The organism is Limosilactobacillus caccae (assembly GCF_900156885.1).
Lineage (GTDB): Bacteria > Bacillota > Bacilli > Lactobacillales > Lactobacillaceae > Limosilactobacillus > Limosilactobacillus caccae.
The window spans coordinates 361,913-383,210 of sequence record NZ_FTOY01000010.1; the positions used below are offsets into that span (position 1 = coordinate 361,913).

Sequence of the window (21,298 nt, forward strand, 5' to 3'; positions counted from 1 at the left end):
TGTCAATTTGTCTTGCCAACATATTAACAGGAAGCTGATAATCTTTTCTATGGTTTGATAAACGTTTTACAAATATAATTACCGATGATGAAAGCGGATACGGAAAACGATTTCGCATAATTCAAAGAAAGAAGGAACAATTATGGTTACTGAGGGAAAAACCAAAATGACCATGCGTGAGCGACTCGCTTACAGCTTTGGGGCATTTGGTAACGACTCATTCTACGGCCTCTTATGTGGCTACCTCATTATGTTTATTACGTCGCACTTATTCGATACTGGTAACAAGGCATTAGATAACAAGATGATCAGTATTGTCACCTTGATTATTATGCTGTTACGGTTCGTGGAGTTATTCATCGACCCGTTTATTGGTAACGCCATTGACCGGACAAAGACCCGGTGGGGCCACTTCCGGCCATGGGTTGTCATTGGTGGGACAGTCTCAGCAATTATTCTCTTGATCCTTTTCACCAACATGGGCGGTCTCTACAAGAAGAATGCTATTGCCTACCTGGTTGTCTTTGGAATTTTATATATTACCATGGACATCTTCTACTCATTTAAGGATGTCGGTTTCTGGTCAATGCTACCATCCTTAACCACTGATTCACGGGAAAGGGAAAAGACTGCTACCTTCGCCCGGGTCGGTTCAACGATTGGTGGGGGAATGGTTGGGATCATCGTTATGCCAGCCGTTATCTACTTCTCGGCCACAAAGACCAGCACTGGTGATGACCGGGGATGGTTCATGTTTGCCCTCATCATTTGTTCCCTTGCCCTTCTCTCTGCCTGGGGAGTCGGGATCTTTACCCGGGAAGTTAATAGTGATATTCGGAAGAACAAGAAGGATACGGTCGGCGTTGTCGGCATTTTTAAAGCTCTCTCCGGTAATGACCAGTTGATGTGGGTCGCTTGTGCCTACCTCTTCTACTGTGTCGGAATTAACATTATCAACTCACTGGAAGTCTACTACTTCACCTACATTATGGGGGCACCAAAGGCGTTCTCAATCTTCTCAACAATCAACGTTTTCTTAGGAATTATCGGTACTTCATTGTTCCCATTCTTCTCTAAGCATTTGAGCCGGAAAGCATTGTTTAGTAGCTTGTTGATCTTCATGCTTTGCGGAATTGCCTTATTCTCCGTTGCTGGTGATAACCTCGCTCTTGTTTTAATTGCTGCATCAATGTTCGGTTTCCCACAGCCAATGGTCTTCTTGATCGTCTTAATGGTCATTACGGACTCTGTTGAATACGGCCAATTAAAGCTTGGCCACCGTGATGAATCACTGGCCCTCTCAGTCCGGCCATTGATTGATAAGTTCGGTGGGGCTGTCGCTAACGGGGTTGTTGGTCAAGTTGCCATCATTGCCGGAATGACTACGGGGGCAACTGCTTCAACAATCACGGCTACGGGCCGCAATAACTTTAAGCTATTGATGTTTGCCGTTCCTGCTGTATTATTAGTGATCGCCATTTGCATCTTTGCAAAGAAGGTTATCCTAAGCGAACAAAAGCACGCCGAAATTGTGGCAGAACTGGAAAAGACCTGGGGAAAGAACCTCGGTAAGGAAGATGACTTAAATGTCACAACTGAAACAGTCAACATTCCAACGCCAATTACTGGGGAATTAATCAAGCTCAGTGATGTCAACGATGACACTTTCTCGACTGGTGCCGCTGGGCAGGGATTCGCGATTAAACCACAAGATGGCCGGGTTCTCGCACCATTCGATGCAACGGTTCGCCAAGTCTTCACAACCCGCCACGCGGTTGGCCTGGTTAACGATGAAGGAATTGCCCTCCTGATTCACGTCGGCATTGGCACGGTTAAACTAAAGGGAACCGGGTTTGTTTCCTACGTTGAACAGGGCCAACGAGTCAAGAAAGGACAAGAATTAATCGAATTCTGGGATCCAACAATTAAAAAGGCCGGCCTTGATGATACCGTCATTGTAACCGTCACTAATTCCGATAAGTTCGACGATATTACTTTAACCGGTCAGCCCGGCACAAATGTCAAAGCTGGCGAGAACGTATTAAGCCTCCAAGTCGAACTAAAAAAGTAACTAAGTAATAAAAAATGAGGCCGGGAAAAAACTAAATTCCTCAAGCCTCTAAATATGAAAATCCGAACCATGATTTTTGTTTTGACAAAAATTGTGGTTCGGATTTTTACTTGTTTCTTTAAAATTGCCGGATAATTGGTAATCATTTTGCCTAACTTGGTTAAATTCATGGCCATTAAGACCAATCCAATATCGTTTTCCACTGTCTGTTGGCCGCGAAGGTGGGTTCGGCGTACGCCAAAATCCCTCTTCATGCGACCAAAAACAGGTTCAACGTCGAACTTGCGTCGACGATAAATTGCTTGTCCTTCGTCACTAGAGAGGGTTTCTTTGACTTGTGCTTTAAAATAGTTCCAAGTAGGATTGACCTGGATGTAACGCAAACGACCACTAGGAGTCTTCGCTAGTTGATCTAACTCTGCCGATAATTGATGTTTATCAGCACGGTAAAGTTTAAGATCACGCGTAAAACCGTACCGATCGGTTCGTTGACTGTAACGAGCAAAACCAAAACGCACGCCTAAATGGTCTATATAATAGTCATCTTTAGCGTTGTACTGCCAATTTTGTGGCTTAGTTGAATCATTTTTGAACTTGCGCTTCTGTTCTTTCTGGTAAGTTGTATAAGGAATAATTGGTTGTTTTTCAAATTGATCAATAATCGTCGTGTAATTGTACTCACTTCCGTAGCCAGCGTCAGCTACAATGTGTTCAAAGAAATTTAAACAATGGAATTGCTTGAGGAAGGGAACTAATGTCCTTGTATCGGTTGGATTACTAAACAAGGCATAATCAAGGACAAATTGATTATGAGTGGCAATCTGAAGGTTATAGCCGGGCTTTAGTTCGCGGTTTTTCATTGAATCTTCTTTCATACACATGAAAGTCGCATCGTGATCAGTTTTAGAGAAACTATTACGGCCCTGAAAGACTGTCTCAGCTTCCTCATATTTTTTTGCCCGCGGGACCATATCTTGCTTAAGTTTTCGATGTAGTTTTTTTAAGAAACGACGTCGTTGTTTCTTAACTGAACCACCCTTGATCACTTTCGGTTCTTTTTTTATTTCTTCGTTGAGCTGCCCAATCTGTTTTTCTAATTGATCAGTCATCGTTTCCAAGCCTTCTGATGATTCAATGAGTTCTGGTTTCATTGCCTGAATAACCTTTTTCTCGATCAATTCATCATACATTGCGTTTATGTCTTGCTTTAACTTAGCATGATATTTCTCAACTGATTTCCGCCAAGTAAAGGAATACTTATTAGCGTCTGCTTGAACCTTAGTTCCATCAATAAACAAAGCATCTTTTTTGACCAAGCCATGATCAGTTAGGGACATCGTGAAGTAAACAAACGCACGCTTGATCAAGTTAGCAGCGTGTTGACTACTTCTGAAGTTATTGATGGTATGGTAACTATAGGTATGATCGCGAGCTAACCACCGCATTGGTAAGTTTTCGACCAGCATAGTTTCAATCTTGCGTCCCGAATATGTTTGACGAGCATAGGCAAATAATAAAATTTTCAGCATAATTGCCGGATGTGAAAGTGGGCGACCGGTAGTCGCCACTTTTTCTGATAATAAAACTTCCGCCGGGATCGAGTCGACAAAGGCATCGATCAACCGAACTAAATGCGTTTTAGGGACGTTAAAATCAAAGTTTAATACGAATTCAGTTTGTCCTGTGATATAATTTTGATACATGAAAATCATTCCTTTATTTTTGTTTTGTGGTAATTACATAATATCAGGAACGATTTTCTGTGTATAGGGTCTACAATTTTAAGTACTGATGGATTTAACATCGGTGCTTATTTTGTTTTAAAATTTAAAATAAAAAAACGAAAGATGGTTGGACCCCGTCTTCGTTTAAGAAAGGACCATCTTTCATGAATTATTCTACCAAAATTGCTTTAGGAATTAAAGATCGCCACCTTGAACTTGATATCAAACATTTCAAAAACCCGATTGAGGATCAAGGTAACTTGATCGTTGTCCATCTTACGCAAAGTTATCCCCATCATTGTCCTCTTTGCGGACAATTAATGAGCAAGAATGGCTTTAAAACTGTGCGGAGTTTAGGGCCATCGCTGCACTACAAGCCAACCATTTGGTCAATTCGCAAGCAGAAGTATATCTGTAAGCCTTCAGAAAATTGTCCTAAGACCGTTACTGATTTCGCCAAGGTTACTGATCTTAAATATCGTCATCACATCGCCTTAGCCGTCAAACAGCGTATTATGATGCAATTATCAACTAATGAATCGCAAACTGATATTGCCAAATCTTTTGGTGTCTCTGATTGGACTGTCAGACGCATCATTTCTAACCTCGATCAAGTCTTTAAGCCTAATTATCATTGGTTACCACGCCACATCGCCTTTGATGACTTCAAATCTGGCCGATTTGCGCCCAGTGACATGAGTATGATCTTAATGAATATTGAAAATAAACGCACCTTAGACATTATTTTGTCACGACGCAGCCGTTACTTATATAACTACTTTCTCCGCTATGATCGCTCCGCTCGTTTGGCCGTACAAACGGTTACTGTTGATTTATATACTCCCTATCGTCATTTAATTCATGAGCTTTTCCCTCATGCGTTAATTATCGCCGACCACTTTCACGTGGTCGCACAAGCATACCGGGCCTTAAACAAAATCAGAATCAAGGCAATGAATCGTGCTGGTAAAGGAACTCATCAATGGCGGGCCTTAAAACGTTTCTGGAAACTGATCTTAACGCCATCAGCTTCCCTTAAATACGATAATTACTGGTCGCGCCGTAACTTTCACTATGCGCAATTAACCGACGTTGAAGTAGTCCATCGCTTGCTTTCCTACGACGATGATCTAAGACAGGCGTATCGCTATTACCAAGACCTGATTCTCGCAATCAACCACCGCGATCAGAAAGAACTCAACCATCTTCTCGCTATTAAATGGACCCTTCTGCCACAACCACTTCAAAAAGTTCAACGGACCTTGCGCATACACAAAGCAGAGATCATCACTAGCTTCAAATATGACAACTATACTAACGGGCCAGTTGAAGGAACTAACAACAAAATCAAAGTAATTAAGCGGACTGCTTATGGTTTCCGGAACTTCTTCAACTTTCGGGCACGTATTCTCCTCGCTTTACCAAATTCATACATTGCCATCAATTGGAAAAACAAAAGAACAGCCCATACCAAAAGTCTGGCACGAGCTGCTTGAAAAGTTATTTAATTTTTTCTATCAGTACTTCTTGACGAAGAGCCTGTGTATACACAAAGCCGGACGATGAACCAAAAAATGGCTCATCGTCCGGCTTTTAGTTTTAGACTAGGACTTTTTTCCCAGCCTCATTTTTATTTAGTCATTATCCAGCCGCGAAAGGCCTAAGAAAATAATCAGGCCAATCGCAAAGAGCACACTTAATGAAGCTGCCCCAACCGTTGACTTCCCTGTCCACTGGGTGACAAGGCCAACGATGACGGGCCCCAGGATTGCGGAAAATTTCCCTAAGATATTATAGAAGCCGAAGAATTCGCTGCTAGCGTTCTTGGGGACCAAGCGGCCAAAGTATGACCGGCTCAATGCTTGAACACCACCCTGACTAGTACCAACGAGGATTGCGAGAATCCAGAAATCCCGCAAGGTCTGCAAATGCAGGGCGTAGAGGCAAATAAAAAGGTAGATTACGATCCCCATTATTAAAATTTTCCGGGTAGAAAAGCGTTGCGCCAGCCACCCATACAAAATTGAAAACGGAAAGGCAATCAACTGGACCACTAAGAGGACCATCATCAGCATCGTCGTCTGAATACCAAGGTCCTTCCCAATCGCCGTGGCCATTGTAAAAATAGTATCGACCCCATCAATGTAGAAGAAGTAAGCAACCAAAAACCACGTCAACTGCCGATACTGGTTAATGTGGTGGAGGGTCTTTTTGATCCGAACAAAGCTATCGAGCAGCGGGCTCCGCGCAGTTTGGACATAAAACTGCTGCTGCCCATGTGCTAGCAACGGCCAACCAAAGACAATCCACCACAGCGCTGCCAGGAGAAAACTAAAGCGCGCAATGTCGTAGCTATTAAGCAGGCCGCCAAAGCCATTTGTCAGTTCGGCGATTAAAAAGATAATGAAGGCAATTACCCCACCGAGGTAGCCCATCCCATAACCGGTCGAAGAGACCTGGTCCATCTGAAAGTTATCAGCAACATCGGTCAAGAAGCTATCGTAAAACAGGTTTCCGCCAGAATAACCGATGATCGACCCAATATAAATAATTAATAAGAGCTGCCATTGCGTTGGCGGAACAACCGCTAAACCGATCGTTAGGATAATCCCCATCCAGGTAAAGACATTTAACCACCGTTTCTTTGCACGGGGATAGTCAGCTAATGCCCCCAGGAGCGGTGCCAACACAGAAACAATCAGGGTTCCGAAACTGTTCGCATACCCCCACCAGGCGGTTGAATCGGCGGCACTTACCCCTGCCTGGTCAGCCACCGCTTTAAAATAAACTGGTAAAACAGCGGTCACAACCAAAATTCCATAACCAGAGTTAGCCCAGTCATAAAAAATCCATTGCCACTGTTGTTTTGTAAACTTCACAACGTCACCTCAGTCCTTAAAAATTTCCCGAATTGCTTGGCCAGCCGTTGGCGCAGGATAGTGTAAGCCCAACAGGCGGGCAAATGTCGGCCCTTCATCAACTAAGCGAGCGCCATCAACAGTTGCCCCCTCCTTAACATGGGGCCCCGCAAAAATTGCCGTTGTAAAATAGTTTGGTTGCGTCGGCCCATAGCCATGAACCCCATGGTAGCGGTCATGTGTTCCCAATGATGATGGGTCAACATTTTCAACTATCGCTGGCCGGTTTACTTCGTCGGTAAAGTAGTACCCTGGCTTAGCTTCGACGAGAAAACTACACTGCGGGTCAGCCCCGAACTTGACGGCATCTGCCCCGTCATAAATCTGCTCAACCCCTTCAACGCCAGCAATTAGCTGCTTTACGCGTCCCAGGTCAACATTTCCCCGGGTATAGACGTAGGTCTCCCCATCACAGGTCTTTGCGGTGACCCGCCAATTGTTACGGTAAGTCGTCTTCCCCGGAATTGACCGTAGCCACCCCGCCTGTTCAAACAGCATGTTTAGGTGGATCATCTTATCGACATTGATCTGGTAATGGTCACCCAAAACAACAAAGTCCGTCTCCGCATACGTGCCAGCATTCTTCGTCGCTTGAATTATTTTCGCCACCCGCCGATCGAGACGGTGGAGTGCTTGCCGCGCTTCTGCAGAACGAACGCCGTAACGGTGGCGCATACTATCCATATCAACCAGGTGGATTAGGGTCATATCAGGCCGCTTGTTTTCCAGGGTATCGACAGCACACGCAGTCACAAAATCGTCAAGCCATGGCTGCTTGATTCCATTGCGGAGCTTGCCGTACTTCTTATTCATTTCATAAAGGAAAAGTGGCGAGCTAGCTTTCAGGGAAACTAACACCTGGTTTGTCCAGATTCGGTTAGGAAAAATTTCTGCCAGGTTATAGTCGATCTTGCTGCCAGCAGTAACGGGCCAGAGGAAGGCGGCCGTAGTTAACCCTGCTTGCCGGGCGACGTCGTATAGGGGCGTTGCCTTCACATCCTTACGATACCAGTACCAGTCTGGTGATAACCGGCGCGGCTGGAGCTTGGTGTTGTTAACAATTCCGTGGACGGCTGGATACTGCCCGGTAATAATTGACGTGTGGGAAGGATACGTTAAGGTGGGAAAGATTCCCTGAACACGCTTCACCCACGTTCCCTTAGCGATTAGTTTGTCGAGCGTTGGTACCAGCTGCCGTTGCTCATTTAAATCGCGAAATCCCATTGAATCAAGTGAGATAACAACAAGTTTATTCTTCGTCATTACTTCATCTGCTTTCTTTTAAACTTCTATTTACTATTTTATGATTAATCCCCCTAAATATCTAAGAGAATTGTCATTTTATGGGGTGATTAATTTGCTTCAAATTATTTTTTAATGTAAACTTCATAAAGTATACGTTTAACAGAGAAAATTAGAAAGGAATACGATGCTTATGGAAAGTCAACCGCAGAAGGGTCACGGAGAAAAAGAGAAAACACTTGGCCTCCTCGACCTGTCAGTCTTAGGAATCGGCGCAATTATTGGTACAGGGATTTTAGTTTTAACTGGAATCGTTGCCGCAGAAGATTCGGGACCCGCGATTGTCTTCTCCTTCCTCATTGCCGCCCTCGCTAGTGGGTTAATTGGGCTTTGTTATTCTGAATTAACTACTAGCCTCCCGAACTCCGGAAGTGCCTTTTACTATGCCTGGGTATCAATCGGAAAATTCGTTGCCTTCCTTGCCGGCTGGACCTTGATCGGGGTCTACGTCACAACTACCGCGACAGTTGCTAACGGGTGGACCGGCTATGTCCAATCATTCTTAGAGGTTCTCGGGGTTAACCTCCCGCACCAGTTCCTAGTCAATCCTGCCGCGGGGGGGATTATCAACCTGCCAGCCGTCCTGATGATCTTCTTAATGACAATTATCCTGACACGGGGGACTAGCGAGAGTAAAGTCGTTAATAATTTCTTGGTGGGCGTTAAGATCTTCATCATCCTGCTATTCATCGTCGTCAGCGTCCGCCACGTCAACCCGGCTAACTGGCACCCCTTCTTTCCTTATGGTTACGGGGGAATCTTCACTGGTGCTTCGGCAGTTTTCTTCTCCTTCCTCGGCTTTGACGCCCTCGCAACATCGGCAGAAGACGCCAAAAACGTCGAGAAAAATATTCCCCGGGCAATAATCTTATGTCTCGTTATTTCAACTGCCCTTTACATCCTGGTATCCCTGGTCATGACGGGAGTTGTTTCATACAAGGAGCTAAACGTATCGGAAGCAATGTCCTTCGTGCTGATCATCAAGGGACATAAGTACGTTGCGGAAATCGTCTCATTAGGGGCGGTTCTCGGGATCATGGCGGTCGTCTTCGCCTTTATCTACGCTGGCTCAAACATTATGAAGTCAATGAGCCGCAGTGCCTTCTTACCACAAGGACTAGCAAAGACCAATGCAAAAACACAAAGTCCCAACCGGGCAATCTGGTTAATCGGGATTCTTTCAGCAATCCTCGCAGGTGAATTTGACCTTCACTACCTGGCACTGATTGCCAACATCGGTTCACTGGTCGTCTTCGCATTAATCTCCCTGATCGTCATCATCCTCCGTTACCGCTATCCTGAACTAAAGCGGCCATTTAAGGTGCCGTTTGGTAACGTCATTCCGATCTGTTCAATCCTGATCTGTATCGTCTTACTTGTCAGCATTTCCGCAACCGCCTGGTTAACATACCTCGTCTGGGTCGCGGTCGGCTTGATTGTTTACTTCGGCTACTCCTTACGACACGCCGATAAATTTAACTTCAGTGACGAAAGTGGCATTCCGAAAAACTAAATAAAAGCGACTAGCGAAAATTTCTCGCTAGCCGCTTTTTTATTTAGTAATGTACTGACAGAACTTTTCACAGATTGTAGTTCCGCTTTACCTACTTCTTTTTCAACTCCCGCTGGACCATCGTTGGGTCTGCTTTCCCAGGATTTAATTCCACCAGCTTACCTGCCCCACTGTAAATGATCCATTCAGCCAAGTTAACGATGTGGTCGCCCGCCCGTTCTAAGTAACGGATCACTGATAAGTAGTTGCCATAGGTCTTTACCTCCTGGCCGCCAGCAGCGAGCTCCCGCATAATTGCATCTTGTTGTTGGACATAGATCAAATCAACCTTTAAGTCCTCGTTTGCTACCTCGTATGCCTTTTGCTCATCGGTGTAAACATACGCATCCAGGACCTTTTCTAGCATCTGACGAACAAGCATCATCATCTCTTCAATCTGCTGTTCAATTGCTGGGTTGTCATCACGCTTGCTCAAGCTAATTGCTGCCCGGGCAATATGAGCCGCGTAGTCCCCGAGCCGTTCAACATCGCTACTAGCCTTTAAGATACTAATAATCTTCCGGAAGTCACTGGCAACGGGTTGCTGAAGGGCCATTAGTTTTAAGGCCTGCTTTTCCAGGCTGACTTCTTCGTTATTAATTTTCAAGTCATTATTCAGAACTTTTTGGGCTAGTTCCGTATCTTTTTCCGTAAACGCCTTGGTTGCCTGGTATATCTGCTCACTGGCATCAATCCCCATTTCCATAAAGTGACTTCTCAGCCGCCGTAGTTCATCATCAAATATTGCACCCATATTATCCTCCTAACCGAATTTCCCGCTAAGGTAATCCGCCGTCTTTTGCTCTTGGGGGTTCATAAAGATATTAGCCGTCTTATCAAATTCAACCAGGTGTCCCTGGTGCATAAAAGCTGTCCAGTCCGCGGACCGGGATGCTTGCTGCATATTATGGGTCACCATGATAATCGTAAACTTTTCTTTTAATTGTACTAAAGTATCCTCAATTTGCGAAGTTGATACTGGGTCAAGGGCACTGGTCGGTTCATCCATTAAGATAATTTCTGGCCGTACGGCTAACGTCCGCGCAATGCAAAGCCGCTGCTGCTGCCCCCCGGAAAGCGCCAAAGCACTCTCTTTTAACTGGTCCTTTACCTCGTCCCATAAAGCTGCTTGGCGAAGACTTTCCTCCACCCGCTGGTCTAATACCTCTTTATTCTTCTCCCCGGCTAAGCGGAGGCCGTAAATCACGTTTTCATAAATTGACAACGGGAAAGGAGTCGGTTGTTGGAACACCATCCCAATTTGTTGGCGGACCCGGTATACATTTACTTTCGGCTCATTAATGTTTAGGCCGTGAAAGTTAATCTCCCCCTTAACCGTCGCCACATCGTCATTCATCCGGTTAAGGCTCCGTAAAACCGTCGACTTCCCAGAACCAGACGCGCCAATCAAGGCGGTAATTTGGTTAGCAGGGAACTTCAATGACACATCATAAACGACCTGTTTTTCACCATAGAAAACTGCTAACTGCTTTGCTTCTAGTGCAACTGAATTCTGCATTTGCTTTCTCCTTATTTTGTCAACTTCTTCTTGATCAAGTAACCGAGGTAGCGGGCAACTAAATTAAATAATAGGATCGTAATGATCAACACGGCCGCTGAACCATTCGAGACGGCCCGGGCATCCGGGACGAGTCCTTCACTGTTAACCTTCCAAATATGCACGGCGAGGGTTTCTGCCGGCCGCATTGGATTTAGAAAGCTCGCTGGACTAAAGGGATTCCAATCACCATAATCAATTGCTGGTGAGCTTTGTCCCGCGGTGTAGATCAACGCGGCTGCTTCCCCAAAAATTCGCCCGGCACTCAAGATTGCCCCGGTGATGATCCCCGGTAGTGCTGCTGGCAAGACAATTTTGGTCGTTACCCGCCACTTTGACATTCCTAAGCCGAGACCCGCTTGCCGCTGCAAGTACGGCACTTGCCGCAGGGCATCCTCACAGCTCCGCGTTAAGATTGGTAGGTTGAGGATTGTCAACGCCAAGGCCCCCGCCAACAGTGAAAAGTCCATTCCAAACTGTAAAACAAAGACAAGGTAGCCAAAAAGGCCCACCACAACTGATGGTAATGAGCTTAAAACTTCAATTGCCAACCGCAGCAAGCCTGTCCACCGGTTATCCGGGGCATACTCACTGAGATAAATTGCGGCACACAATGCTAACGGGACTGAAACAATCATCGTTAAGACCACTAAATACAGAGAATTAAATAGTTGGTCACGAATCCCACCACCAGCCCGGAAGGACTCCGCACTAGAAGTTAAAAAGTCCCAGGAAACATGAGGAATTCCCGTTGCTAAAATATAGGCAAGCAGACTCAAAATCACTAAACCCACGATTCCCGCCAAGGTTAGGATTATCCCCGTTGCTAATTTATCAACTTTTTCTGGATGCATTAGCGCACTCCTTTCCGGCTCACTAACCGAATTAATAAGTTAAAGGCAAGCGACATTATCAGCAGGATTAACGCTAATGACCAGAGGGCGTTATTAGCCGCTGTCCCCATTACTGTATTACCGATTCCGGTGGTCAAGACACTGGTTAAGGTTGCGGCAGACTCCATCACGCCCTTTGGCATTACGGTGGTGTTCCCGATTACCATCTGGACAGCCAACGCCTCACCAAACGCCCGGGCCATTCCAAACACCATTGCAGTTAAAATACCGCTTTTTGCACTCGGCAATATTACCCGAGAAATTGTCTGCCACCGCGTTGCCCCGAGGCCAGTCGACGCTTGCCGGTAGCTCTGCGGGACCGCACGCAAACTATCAATCGTCATCGACGTCATCGTCGGTAAAATCATCAAGAAGAGCACACAGGTAGCCGCTAAAATTCCAAAGCCCGTCCCACCAAACATTTGCCGGAGCTGCGGTACGATAACCGTTAAGCCCAGGTAACCATAGACGACTGACGGGATCCCGACCAGCAACTCAATGACTGGCTGGAAGAACTTGTAGACCCGTGATGGCAACATCTCCGTAATAGCAATCGCCACAACTAACGCAAGGGGGAGGGCGACCAGTCCAGAAAAGACAGTCACACTAAACGAGGTTGTAATCATCGGGAGAGCGCCAAAATGGTGGTGGCCCGGCTGCCAATTAACCCCCGTCAAAAATTCTCTGAGCGAAAAATGATTTCCAGTAAAGAGGGCAATTCCCTTAACCGTTAAGAAGATTAAGATTGTGCCAACGAGACCACCGATCAGGAGAATCGCAAAGTAACTGACAACTTTCCCTGACACTTCCTGCTTACTCTCGGCTGAGGGCCGTAATAACTCTTTTCTTAAATTGTCCATCGGCTACTTCCTTTCACTGACCGTTCCGGTAGGCGTCCGCGTGACCTGCATGTCGTGGATATTGACATAGTTAGCTTCTTCAACCAATGTATCCTGCACTTGCTTACTCTGCATATACTTGATAAATTCTGCGGTTGCCTTATTAGGATGTTTTTGCGTATACATATGTTCATACGACCATAATGGCCACTTGTTCGTTGTCACGTTCGTGGCGGTTGGCCGGACACCGTCAATTTTTAGGGGCTGGACCGTATTATTGAGGTAGGAAAATGAAATGTAAGAAATTGCCCCCGGCGTGTTAGCGACAATCTCCTTGACAGTCCCGTTTGAATCTTGTTCCTGCGCATTAACAGCGTGGCTTCCCGGCTTAAAGACCGACTGTTCAAATGCCACCCGGGTTCCACTACCATTGGCCCGGTTAATCACGGTGATTGGTAAGTCCGGCCCGCCCACCTGCTGCCAATTGGTAATTTTGCCAGTAAAGATCTGACGCAGCTGGTCTAAGCTGAGGTTTTTGATTCCCAGCTCCTTATTAACTACCGGCACGATTCCGGAAACCGCAACGATGTGGTCGCGCAATTTTTTCTCGTCAATGCCATCTTGCTGGTCAGCAAAAATATCCGATGACCCGATGTTAACCGCCCCTTCCTGGACCTGGCTCAGTCCGGTTCCCGAACCACCACCTTGGACGGTAATGCTAGTTTGGGGGCGCTTGGCCTGGTATACATCTACAACTGCCTCCGCTAATGGTTGTAAGGCCGTTGAGCCAACAATGGTTACTTTTTGTTGTGGTGGTTGCTTTTTGGCAGCAACCCACCCACTGCCGAGTGCAACGACAAGCACTATCAAGGCAGTTGCGATTATTGTTTTTTTCATCCCGTTCTCCTTAGTTGTCTTCGCTGATTTCCTATGATACAAATAGAGTAACAAGCCGATGTAAACATTTAATCTTCCAATTGTAAAAGTTGTGTAAATCTTGGAGAACAATTTATGACAAACCCCTTCTTACTGCTGAGCCAAAATCAAGAGCTCGTCCAACAACTAAAAGCCCTCTGTAAAAAAGCACACTGGGAATTCGTCCAAGTGACTACCCCAACTGGCCTGGTCGTCGAGTTAGAGCACCGCGCCTTTGCTGGCATTTGGTGGGACCTAGCAGATGTCTCACTTGATACGACAATCGCAACGATGACCCTGGTCCGCGAACAAGTAAACGGGCCAATCACCGTCTTCACCCCGGAAATCACCGAACGAATCCAGCGCAAGCTTTACCGGGCCTTGGTTGATGATGTCATCTTCTTTCCCTTTATTCGGGATGTCGTCCGGCCGCAAATTGAGCAGCGACTATGGCTCTACCAGCGGCTGAAAGCAAAGAGGTCGGCCGCAAGTAAAACAACAGCCACGGCTCCGGTTATCACTACCGGGGACTGGCAAATCGACCAGCAAAACTACGCAATCAGCAAAAATGGCAAGCAAATCACCCTTACCCCTAAGGAGTTCCAACTTCTCTCCTACCTGATTAACCACCAGGGGCAAGTCCTAAGTCGGGAACAACTGGTCAACGGCGTCTGGGGCTACGATATCCTTGATACTTCCCGGATTGTTGACATCCACATCAGCCACCTCCGCGATAAATTAGAGGACGACCCCCACAAGCCAACCCACCTGCTAACTGTCCGTGGTTTTGGTTACAAGTTAGTTTAAAGTGTAAAATAGAAGGGTAGATTAAGATAACATAGCTTTACTTTGAAGGGATTTGATTTAATGACACGTTTTAGAGAATCTGCCTGCACTTCTGTTATGGTGGGCAAGAAGGCCTCAATTGATGGCTCGACCTTCATTGCCCGCAACGAAGACCGGGTAAAGGCAATCGAACCCAAGCGGTTCATCGTCCAACCAGCGGTCAGTGGACGAAACGAAACCTATATCTCCCCTTACAACAAGCTCACGGTCAAACTACCCGCCGACGGGATGCGCTACACCGCAACTCCAAGTGGTGACCAGACTGCCGGGCCAAACGAAGAAGATGGTTTTAACGAAGCAAACGTTGGCGAAAGTGCTACGGAAAGTGTTTACGCTAACGACCGGGTCCTTGCTTATGACCCCTACGTTAAAAACGGCCTGGCGGAAGACTCAATGACGACCCTGGTCCTACCATTTATCCACTCCGCAAGAGAAGGGGTCGAATATCTCGGTAAGCTGGTCGAACAGTATGGCTCTGCCGAAGGTAACGGTGTCCAGTTCAACGATCAAAATGAGGTATGGTACATGGAAATTGCGACTGGTCACCAATGGGTTGCGGTTCGCATTCCCGATGATTGCTACGCCGTTGCCGCTAACCAGATCGCCATTGAACAAATTGATTTCAATGACCCCGCCAACTATCTGTGGTCACCGAATATCCAAGAGTTCGTTGAAAAGCACCACTTAAACCCGGACCATGACCAGTGGAATTTCCGCCACATCTTCGGGACCAACACGAAAAAGGACCACCACTACAACACACCACGGGTCTGGTTTGCCCAGCGCTACCTCAACCCAACAGCGGCCGCCGCGCAAACGCCAGAATCACCAGATATGCCATTTATCCGCAAGCCAGAGCGAAAAATCACGGTCGAAGATATTCAATATATCTTGAAATCCCACTACAACGAAACTAAGTACGATCCCCTGGGTGACGGGAGTGAGCACGACCGGAAAGTTTACCGAGCCATTTCCCTTTCCCGAACTGCCCAGTCCCACATCCTGCAGATGCGAAATAACGTTGATGAAAAGCACGCGGCTGTCCAATGGGTCGAATTTGGGGTGCCGAGTTTCTGTGCCTATGTGCCGTTTTTTGCTAATGCCGATGATACCGACGTTTCTTATCGCGAACTCCCGGCAAAGATGGATCTCGACAGTGCTTTCTGGTTAAACGAAGCCCTCGCGATGGTTGTCGAAGCCCACTACCATGAATTCGATGAAGCAGACGAAGACTTCCAAAAAGAACTTGGCGAATGGTGCCGGCGGAAGATTGCCGAAGTCGATCAACACGCAAAGACCCTTGATGGCAAACAACTAACGACTTACCTGACCGCCCAGAACCACGAAATTGCGAAATATTGCAACGCCAAAGCAAAAGAACTTCTCTTTGAATTAATGACCCAGGGAACAGAATTATCAAAGCTAACCTTTAAGATGGATCCAAACTTATAAACATTAAAAGGGAACCAGTGCGATCACAACGACGCACTGGTTCCCTTTTAAGTATTTCCCAGGAAATTTTCTGCTACACCATAATGTAAACCAGCAGTTGCTAAACAAATCCTCTCAAGTGCTTGTTGCTACTAATGTTTTTGGGTAAGATTATCCCAGTAATTTTGGAAGGAGTCTTTTCATTATGACAAACAAGTTAGCAACCCAACTACCGTTATTACGCAAAGAAGCCGGCATCTCACAAGGCCAGCTGGCTGATAAATTAAACGTTTCCCGTCAGTCTGTATCAAAATGGGAAAACGGGACCGCAATTCCCGATTTAGACCGCATCATTGAACTTGCTGAAATTCTGCAGGTTAGTCTCGACGAACTGGTCCGCGCTAAACGTCCCCAACCTACCCAATCAACAATCAATAAAATGGTCGATTACTACCTACAAAGCAATCGAAATGATCAAGAATGGCACCACCAATCAATTGCTAACGGTTGGGAATTCCTTGCTCGCTACTGGTGGGTAATTATCGCGCTTATCGCCACAATTGCCGCATTCATTGGCTCATTTCAAAAGTAATAACAAAGGCATTCTTAAATCCACATCTTCGCAAGAAAAAAGACAATCGGCACTAGCAACGCCGGCAAGTAATTCAGCGTCTTAATATCCCGCAGCTTCAGTAAACTAATGCCGGTCGTGGCGATCAAGAAGCCACCGACAATCGAAATCTCGGTCACTAGGGGATTACTAAAGAACCCCGCGGACAAGTACTTAGCGATTAAGTAGATTCCACCTTGCCAGCAGAAAAGAACGGGCGCACAGACTAACATCCCCCACCCAAAGCTGGCGCCAAAGACCATCGACGTAATCAAATCAAGCATCGCGTTCGTAAACAGCATCGTATAATCACCCTTTACCGCTGCCATCACCGGGCCGACAATTGAGAGCGCCCCAATACAGTAAAGCAAGATTCCGGTCGCAATCCCCTTCCCGAGCTGGGAGCCACCGCCGAAATGGTTAACCAGGCCATTAAAGCGACCATCAATTTGCCACCAGGTTCCCAGGACCCCACCAACGGCGAGGCTGACAATAAACAGGACCGGGTAGTGGCTTTTCGGCATGTTATTAACTACGTTTTCCAAGCCAATTCCAAGGGCAGCCAGTCCCATCGCGATAAAGAGGGCCTCCTCATACTGTTTCTTAATCCCGCCCTTTAAGAGACATCCCAGTGAGGTCCCAATTAAGATAGCAATAACATTGGCAAGTGTTCCAATCATCAGTTTCCCTCCCATTTTAAAACTCAAATTTTATTTTACTTGATTTTCTTGGCAAAAGCATTAAAGCAAACTAAGATAATTACAATTAAATTAGAAATCGCTTAGAAGAGATGAGAGCTGCGATGGAGGAAGAAGATGAAGATGGTCTTGGAGCAAATAAGGCAGCGAGCAATTAGTAAACTGTCAACGATTGACGACCGATAAAACGTCTAGGTATCAACAGTTGTACCTACAGAGGATAGCATTGTAAGATGCTATCAAATTAGGGTGGTAACACGTTAATTATGATGATTAATCAACGTCCCTAAGAAGAGTGGTAATACTCTTCTTAGGGACGTTTTATTTTGCTTCAATTCCTGAACCCACCACCAAAGAAAGGATCGATTATTATGGCTGAATTTACTAACCGTACTACATCCCCATTTCGCTATGACATCGTCGGTAGTTTCCTCCGACCCCAAGAATTAAAAGATGCGCGTGCAAAGTTTGCCAATGGTGAGATAACCCGGGACGCATTAACTGCTGTCGAGGATACAGCGATTATCAATTTAATCCATCGAGAAGAAGCAGCGGGCTTAAAAGCTGTTACTGATGGTGAATTTCGCCGTAGCTGGTGGCACCTTGACTTCTTCTGGGGACTGAATGGTGTTGAAAAGGCCACTCTTAAAGAGGGGTACCACTTTGCTGACGAGGAAACCCGTCCCGAAACGGTTAAGATTACCGGCAAAATTTCCGGGGGGGAAAACCATCCCTTTGTTGACCACTTCAAGTTTACCCAAGCACATGTTTCACATGGAACACAAGTAAAGCAGACAATTCCGGCCCCTGCCCAATTTTTAGAAGAATTTTTACGACCAGAAAATCAAGCAAATGCTAAAGAATTCTACCCAGACCAGGCCGAGCTAGACCACGACGTTGCATAAGTTACCCCTGCTCTAGCTTTTTGTACTACTTTCTTGATCGTTTTTGCTGGATGCATTATAGTTTGAGCTGCCATTTTAGCTCCCTGCTTTATAGTTCGCCAATTCCGCCATGCCAGTAATCTAGCAGTCGTAATGCTAACCGTAGTAATCACTAATCGACTAGTGATTATATTTAGCTTCGAACGTTCTACCATAATTAATTTGAATGTTTAAACCAAATATTCCATAACCATTGAAGATTAATTAACGGCCGACTACTATTTTGTTTAATTTCTGCTTGAATTTGTTCTAAATTTCGGGATAAAAGAGGATTTGCATTCTTTGGGATAGTACCGTCTTTTATACTTTCATCAATAGAGCCATTGTCAGAAAAAGATAATGAGTAATAATCCTGTAAATAGTAATCTTTTTTCTTAGTATCATTGTAATAAGACATATAATTGTGATCTAATTCAATTAGTTTATTTCCTTTTGAAAGTTTAACCGTAACTAAGTATGATCCAATAAGATCTTTATTCTTGACCTTATAACTAGGAACGTATGTTTGTGGAAGATAGTTAGATCCTAACAGGGTTACAAAAGGATATTGTTTCTTTTGTTGATGCATGTGCGTTGCATAGTAATAGGCATGAAAGTGCAAATTAAAAGGAATTTGCGCTACAAACAATGCTCCTAATATAATTAACCATTTTTTCATTATCTTCTCCTCTCCCTTTTTGGAAGTTGTGATCCGATAAACATCAAGATCCGCATTTTTATCTTCTTTGCTCATTTTACTATCAACAACATAATCGCCATAATACCCATTCGTAAATAACCACTGCTCCTGATTTTTAGGTAGGCCATGTTCATTGGTGAGTTCTTTACCAGTTAACATCATGAACAGCCGCTCTCTAATTTGATCTGGAAATGTGGTAATAAAATGGCTTGTTTGAACACCTTCAACTAGTTCCCATTTAAATAAAACAAGAGCAGCAAGTACCTTTCTGTACATTGAAAGACTTGCTGCTTATTTTAACGATAATGCATTGAGAACCATATATTCCATAGCCATTGAATATTTATTAATGGTTTCTCTGAATTTTGTTTAATTTCAGCTTGAATTTGATTCAAAGAATGTCTCAGTACTTTTTTAGCGTTTTTAGGTGGTACTCCCTCTCCATAATAACCATCAATCATTCCATTTTCAGCAAATGTAAATTTTGCACAGTCATTTAAATAATAGCTCTCATCATTATAATTCGAACTATACAGTATACTACTATCAGTGAGATCAATTATATCAGAATTGGTGTGAATTCTTTTTTTACTAATCTGGACCATATAACTTCCCCGCTTATCATCATTTTCTACTCCATAATCAGAAACATAGCTTTGTGGGAGATAATTTGAATTTAAAAGTACTACAAACGGGTATTGATTCTTCTCATGATGAATATGAGTTGCGTAATAATATGCATTATTATGAAAGTTAAATGGAATTTGAAGGATAAATAATACAAGCAAAACAATTATTGTAATCCAGACTGCTCTCTTCTCCATCTATCTTCCCCTCCTAAAAATTTTTTTACTTTATTCCTAGTCTTTTTAATAAAATTAGTTGTTCTATGATAAGCCTTCCTAACAACGTGATATGTTTTTTTTAGCAAAGCTTTTAACATTATTTACTGTATTTTTAGCCTTTTTGATTAATTTTTTCTTACGAGCATAATTCCAAGCGACTAATCCCAAAGTTGCCAGACTAACAGTTCCTACTGTAACTAATCCTACTTTTGCATTTCTTGTTTGTTCTGTTCTCTTATCCAATGACTTAGAATCAGTTGCGTCAGTATTAATCGTCTAATCATACAAAGCAAGGTTTGCTAAAACAGTTGTACTAACCAATAATTTGCTTTTTATTTTGGTCATAGCTAAAATTTCTCTCGGCTTTAGTTGTGGCTAAAATATCAAAATGATAAATTTTCCAAGTAAAGATTATAATGAATTTATATGAAAATTTACACATTTTTGTGCAAGCTTCAATTTGAGATTACTAAGAAATAGCAAACTATTATCGCCCGGGAGCAAAAATAGCCCGCTAGCATTCTAAACTAGAAGCTAACGGGCTATTTTAATATGCAGTTAACTCACCTATTCTGCGAGTTTCCCAACGACCGGGAGTTTTGCTAATACCCGGTCCTTATGGGGTGAAAACTTGAACAGGATGTCAGTCAAGTCAAGGCCTGCCTTATTGCCATGGTGTGTCCCGTCCTGCCAGGCCGGAATATGCGTCACATCGTAAACTGTATTGTTAATTGCAACGTATGCGGGCTGACCATTTTGCCCATTGAATTGTTGTAGTTCTTCCTTAGTAAAAGTCTTTGTCATGGCATCCTGCCTCCTTGTTCTTATTTCTCATTGTTAATATATCATGAAAGCGCCGCCGAAAGGGAAAATTTGCTCTCGTTTAATAATTACTTATTTTCCAATTCTTGCTTTTTTCACAAACTAGCTAAAACTAATAACTACTTGAAGGCGGCGAGCAATCACTAATACCAGGTAAATCTTAATCAGGCCGGGGACGACAAATGGTAAAAAACCACTAACCATCGCCGCACCGATGCTTAAGTGGCTAAACTGCATTAGCCAGAGGGTCCCAACTAGCAATTGAACCGTCGCCCCCAATAGGTTTGCAAGAATAATATTAATCCGCGAAAAATCAAGCCAGGCTAAGATCCCACTTGTCAGCAAGCCATAGATGAGAAAACCGAGTAAGTAGCCACCGACTGCGCTATCAAGCACCCCAATCCCACTAGTGTAATTAGCAAAAACCGGCAACCCGCTGACCCCTAAAATAAGGTAGCCACTAATCACCAGCAAAGTATCGCTAACTGGTAACAAGGTTGCGACCAAGCCAACCGCAAAGGTCTGCAAGGTCAATGGCACTCCCGGTAAAGGAATTGCCAATTGCGAACAAATAATCAATAAAGCCAGCAGCACGGCATCCTGGGTAATCCTTTTTGTATTCAACTTTCTTCCTCACTTATCCTCTAAGAT

General features: G+C 44.6%; 20 protein-coding genes and 1 pseudogene. 7 read left to right on the forward strand and 14 right to left on the reverse strand.

The annotated features are described in order from the left end of the window. Window positions 1-142 precede the first annotated feature (142 nt). A complete protein-coding gene (locus CZ502_RS05000) occupies window positions 143-2,071 on the forward strand; it encodes a sugar MFS transporter (protein WP_076460148.1) in 1,929 nt (642 codons plus the stop codon). Here CZ502_RS05000 and CZ502_RS05005 read toward each other — a convergent pair. After that, window positions 2,005-3,774, reverse strand: a complete 1,770-nt coding sequence (locus CZ502_RS05005) for an IS1182 family transposase (RefSeq protein ID WP_083673323.1) — start codon at window positions 3,772-3,774, stop codon at window positions 2,005-2,007. The genes CZ502_RS05000 and CZ502_RS05005 overlap by 67 nt on opposite strands. Before the next feature lie 185 nt (window positions 3,775-3,959). Here CZ502_RS05005 and CZ502_RS05010 point away from each other — a divergent pair, with 185 nt between their 5' ends. Next, on the forward strand, window positions 3,960-5,291 hold the full coding sequence (locus CZ502_RS05010) for an ISL3 family transposase (RefSeq protein ID WP_076460150.1): 1,332 nt from the start codon (window positions 3,960-3,962) through the stop codon (window positions 5,289-5,291). 138 nt (window positions 5,292-5,429) lie between these two features. Here the strand turns inward: CZ502_RS05010 and CZ502_RS05015 are convergent, their stop codons facing one another. Continuing rightward, the gene (locus CZ502_RS05015) at window positions 5,430-6,674 is read right to left on the reverse strand and encodes an MFS transporter (RefSeq protein ID WP_076460152.1); all 1,245 of its coding nucleotides are present in this window, start codon (window positions 6,672-6,674) and stop codon (window positions 5,430-5,432) included. A 9-nt stretch (window positions 6,675-6,683) separates the two neighbouring features. After that, window positions 6,684-7,976, reverse strand: coding sequence for an alkaline phosphatase family protein (locus CZ502_RS05020; protein ID WP_076460154.1), 1,293 nt, complete (start codon window positions 7,974-7,976; stop codon window positions 6,684-6,686). A gap of 172 nt (window positions 7,977-8,148) precedes the next feature. On the opposite strand from CZ502_RS05020, the gene CZ502_RS05025 reads away from it, so the two are divergent. Continuing rightward, window positions 8,149-9,528 carry an APC family permease gene (locus CZ502_RS05025; protein WP_076460156.1) on the forward strand — a complete coding sequence of 460 codons (1,380 nt, stop codon included), beginning with the start codon at window positions 8,149-8,151 and terminating at the stop codon, window positions 9,526-9,528. 91 nt (window positions 9,529-9,619) lie between these two features. Here the strand turns inward: CZ502_RS05025 and phoU are convergent, their stop codons facing one another. From phoU to CZ502_RS05050, 5 genes are read right to left on the reverse strand one after another with little or no spacing between them, the layout of a single operon-like run. Next, on the reverse strand, window positions 9,620-10,321 hold the full coding sequence (phoU, locus tag CZ502_RS05030; protein WP_076460158.1) for a phosphate signaling complex protein PhoU: 702 nt from the start codon (window positions 10,319-10,321) through the stop codon (window positions 9,620-9,622). Window positions 10,322-10,330: 9 nt separating this feature from the next. Continuing rightward, window positions 10,331-11,086: a phosphate ABC transporter ATP-binding protein PstB gene (pstB, locus tag CZ502_RS05035; RefSeq protein WP_076460161.1), complete on the reverse strand. Its 756-nt coding sequence runs from the start codon at window positions 11,084-11,086 to the stop codon at window positions 10,331-10,333. An 11-nt stretch (window positions 11,087-11,097) separates the two neighbouring features. Continuing rightward, window positions 11,098-11,979, reverse strand: a complete 882-nt coding sequence (gene pstA / locus CZ502_RS05040; RefSeq protein ID WP_076460164.1) for a phosphate ABC transporter permease PstA — start codon at window positions 11,977-11,979, stop codon at window positions 11,098-11,100. Then, window positions 11,979-12,878 carry a phosphate ABC transporter permease subunit PstC gene (pstC, locus tag CZ502_RS05045; protein WP_076460167.1) on the reverse strand — a complete coding sequence of 300 codons (900 nt, stop codon included), beginning with the start codon at window positions 12,876-12,878 and terminating at the stop codon, window positions 11,979-11,981. The genes pstA and pstC overlap by 1 nt, the downstream gene beginning before the upstream one ends. Before the next feature lie 3 nt (window positions 12,879-12,881). Then, window positions 12,882-13,754, reverse strand: a complete 873-nt coding sequence (locus CZ502_RS05050; protein WP_076460169.1) for a phosphate ABC transporter substrate-binding protein — start codon at window positions 13,752-13,754, stop codon at window positions 12,882-12,884. 114 nt (window positions 13,755-13,868) lie between these two features. Here CZ502_RS05050 and CZ502_RS05055 point away from each other — a divergent pair, with 114 nt between their 5' ends. From CZ502_RS05055 to CZ502_RS05065, 3 genes are all read left to right on the forward strand, one after another. After that, window positions 13,869-14,579: a winged helix-turn-helix domain-containing protein gene (locus CZ502_RS05055; protein ID WP_076460172.1), complete on the forward strand. Its 711-nt coding sequence runs from the start codon at window positions 13,869-13,871 to the stop codon at window positions 14,577-14,579. A gap of 60 nt (window positions 14,580-14,639) precedes the next feature. Then, the gene (locus CZ502_RS05060) at window positions 14,640-16,070 is read left to right on the forward strand and encodes a C69 family dipeptidase (RefSeq protein WP_076460174.1); all 1,431 of its coding nucleotides are present in this window, start codon (window positions 14,640-14,642) and stop codon (window positions 16,068-16,070) included. Between the two features lie 184 nt (window positions 16,071-16,254). After that, window positions 16,255-16,641 carry a helix-turn-helix transcriptional regulator gene (locus tag CZ502_RS05065; protein ID WP_076460176.1) on the forward strand — a complete coding sequence of 129 codons (387 nt, stop codon included), beginning with the start codon at window positions 16,255-16,257 and terminating at the stop codon, window positions 16,639-16,641. Window positions 16,642-16,655: 14 nt separating this feature from the next. On the opposite strand, the gene CZ502_RS05070 is transcribed toward CZ502_RS05065, so the two are convergent. Beyond that, complete coding sequence (locus CZ502_RS05070) at window positions 16,656-17,339, reverse strand: DUF554 domain-containing protein (RefSeq protein WP_076460178.1); 684 nt, start codon at window positions 17,337-17,339, stop codon at window positions 16,656-16,658. A 389-nt stretch (window positions 17,340-17,728) separates the two neighbouring features. On the opposite strand from CZ502_RS05070, the pseudogene CZ502_RS05075 reads away from it, so the two are divergent. After that, a pseudogene (locus CZ502_RS05075) lies at window positions 17,729-18,259 on the forward strand (uroporphyrinogen decarboxylase/cobalamine-independent methonine synthase family protein); the annotation flags it as partial. Between the two features lie 199 nt (window positions 18,260-18,458). On the opposite strand, the gene CZ502_RS05080 reads toward CZ502_RS05075, so the two are convergent. The 5 genes from CZ502_RS05080 to CZ502_RS05095 form a co-directional block, all read right to left on the reverse strand. Continuing rightward, a complete protein-coding gene (locus CZ502_RS05080; protein ID WP_076460180.1) occupies window positions 18,459-19,256 on the reverse strand; it encodes a hypothetical protein in 798 nt (265 codons plus the stop codon). 20 nt (window positions 19,257-19,276) lie between these two features. Next, complete coding sequence (locus CZ502_RS05085; RefSeq protein ID WP_076460182.1) at window positions 19,277-19,804, reverse strand: hypothetical protein; 528 nt, start codon at window positions 19,802-19,804, stop codon at window positions 19,277-19,279. Window positions 19,805-19,882: 78 nt separating this feature from the next. Beyond that, window positions 19,883-20,068 carry a hypothetical protein gene (locus CZ502_RS10610; protein ID WP_143457272.1) on the reverse strand — a complete coding sequence of 62 codons (186 nt, stop codon included), beginning with the start codon at window positions 20,066-20,068 and terminating at the stop codon, window positions 19,883-19,885. 324 nt (window positions 20,069-20,392) lie between these two features. Then, complete coding sequence (locus CZ502_RS05090) at window positions 20,393-20,629, reverse strand: cytochrome b5 domain-containing protein (RefSeq protein WP_076460183.1); 237 nt, start codon at window positions 20,627-20,629, stop codon at window positions 20,393-20,395. Between the two features lie 120 nt (window positions 20,630-20,749). Continuing rightward, complete coding sequence (locus CZ502_RS05095) at window positions 20,750-21,271, reverse strand: biotin transporter BioY (protein WP_076460185.1); 522 nt, start codon at window positions 21,269-21,271, stop codon at window positions 20,750-20,752. Window positions 21,272-21,298: the final 27 nt, after the last annotated feature.

What these genes read in the sequence shown, in the direction of transcription:
- CZ502_RS05020 (WP_076460154.1), bottom strand. Translation starts at nt 7,976, where the DNA reads ATGACGAAGAATAAACTTGTTGTTATCTCACTTGATTCAATGGGATTT.
- pstA (WP_076460164.1), bottom strand. Translation starts at nt 11,979, where the DNA reads ATGCATCCAGAAAAAGTTGATAAATTAGCAACGGGGATAATCCTAACC.
- pstB (WP_076460161.1), bottom strand. Translation starts at nt 11,086, where the DNA reads ATGCAGAATTCAGTTGCACTAGAAGCAAAGCAGTTAGCAGTTTTCTAT.
- CZ502_RS05010 (WP_076460150.1), top strand. Translation starts at nt 3,960, where the DNA reads ATGAATTATTCTACCAAAATTGCTTTAGGAATTAAAGATCGCCACCTT.
- CZ502_RS05000 (WP_076460148.1), top strand. Translation starts at nt 143, where the DNA reads ATGGTTACTGAGGGAAAAACCAAAATGACCATGCGTGAGCGACTCGCT.
- CZ502_RS05070 (WP_076460178.1), bottom strand. Translation starts at nt 17,339, where the DNA reads ATGATTGGAACACTTGCCAATGTTATTGCTATCTTAATTGGGACCTCA.
- CZ502_RS05005 (WP_083673323.1), bottom strand. Translation starts at nt 3,774, where the DNA reads ATGTATCAAAATTATATCACAGGACAAACTGAATTCGTATTAAACTTT.
- CZ502_RS05025 (WP_076460156.1), top strand. Translation starts at nt 8,149, where the DNA reads ATGGAAAGTCAACCGCAGAAGGGTCACGGAGAAAAAGAGAAAACACTT.
- CZ502_RS05090 (WP_076460183.1), bottom strand. Translation starts at nt 20,629, where the DNA reads ATGACAAAGACTTTTACTAAGGAAGAACTACAACAATTCAATGGGCAA.
- CZ502_RS05065 (WP_076460176.1), top strand. Translation starts at nt 16,255, where the DNA reads ATGACAAACAAGTTAGCAACCCAACTACCGTTATTACGCAAAGAAGCC.
- CZ502_RS05055 (WP_076460172.1), top strand. Translation starts at nt 13,869, where the DNA reads ATGACAAACCCCTTCTTACTGCTGAGCCAAAATCAAGAGCTCGTCCAA.
- CZ502_RS05080 (WP_076460180.1), bottom strand. Translation starts at nt 19,256, where the DNA reads ATGTACAGAAAGGTACTTGCTGCTCTTGTTTTATTTAAATGGGAACTA.
- CZ502_RS05085 (WP_076460182.1), bottom strand. Translation starts at nt 19,804, where the DNA reads ATGGAGAAGAGAGCAGTCTGGATTACAATAATTGTTTTGCTTGTATTA.
- CZ502_RS05050 (WP_076460169.1), bottom strand. Translation starts at nt 13,754, where the DNA reads ATGAAAAAAACAATAATCGCAACTGCCTTGATAGTGCTTGTCGTTGCA.
- phoU (WP_076460158.1), bottom strand. Translation starts at nt 10,321, where the DNA reads ATGGGTGCAATATTTGATGATGAACTACGGCGGCTGAGAAGTCACTTT.
- CZ502_RS05060 (WP_076460174.1), top strand. Translation starts at nt 14,640, where the DNA reads ATGACACGTTTTAGAGAATCTGCCTGCACTTCTGTTATGGTGGGCAAG.
- pstC (WP_076460167.1), bottom strand. Translation starts at nt 12,878, where the DNA reads ATGGACAATTTAAGAAAAGAGTTATTACGGCCCTCAGCCGAGAGTAAG.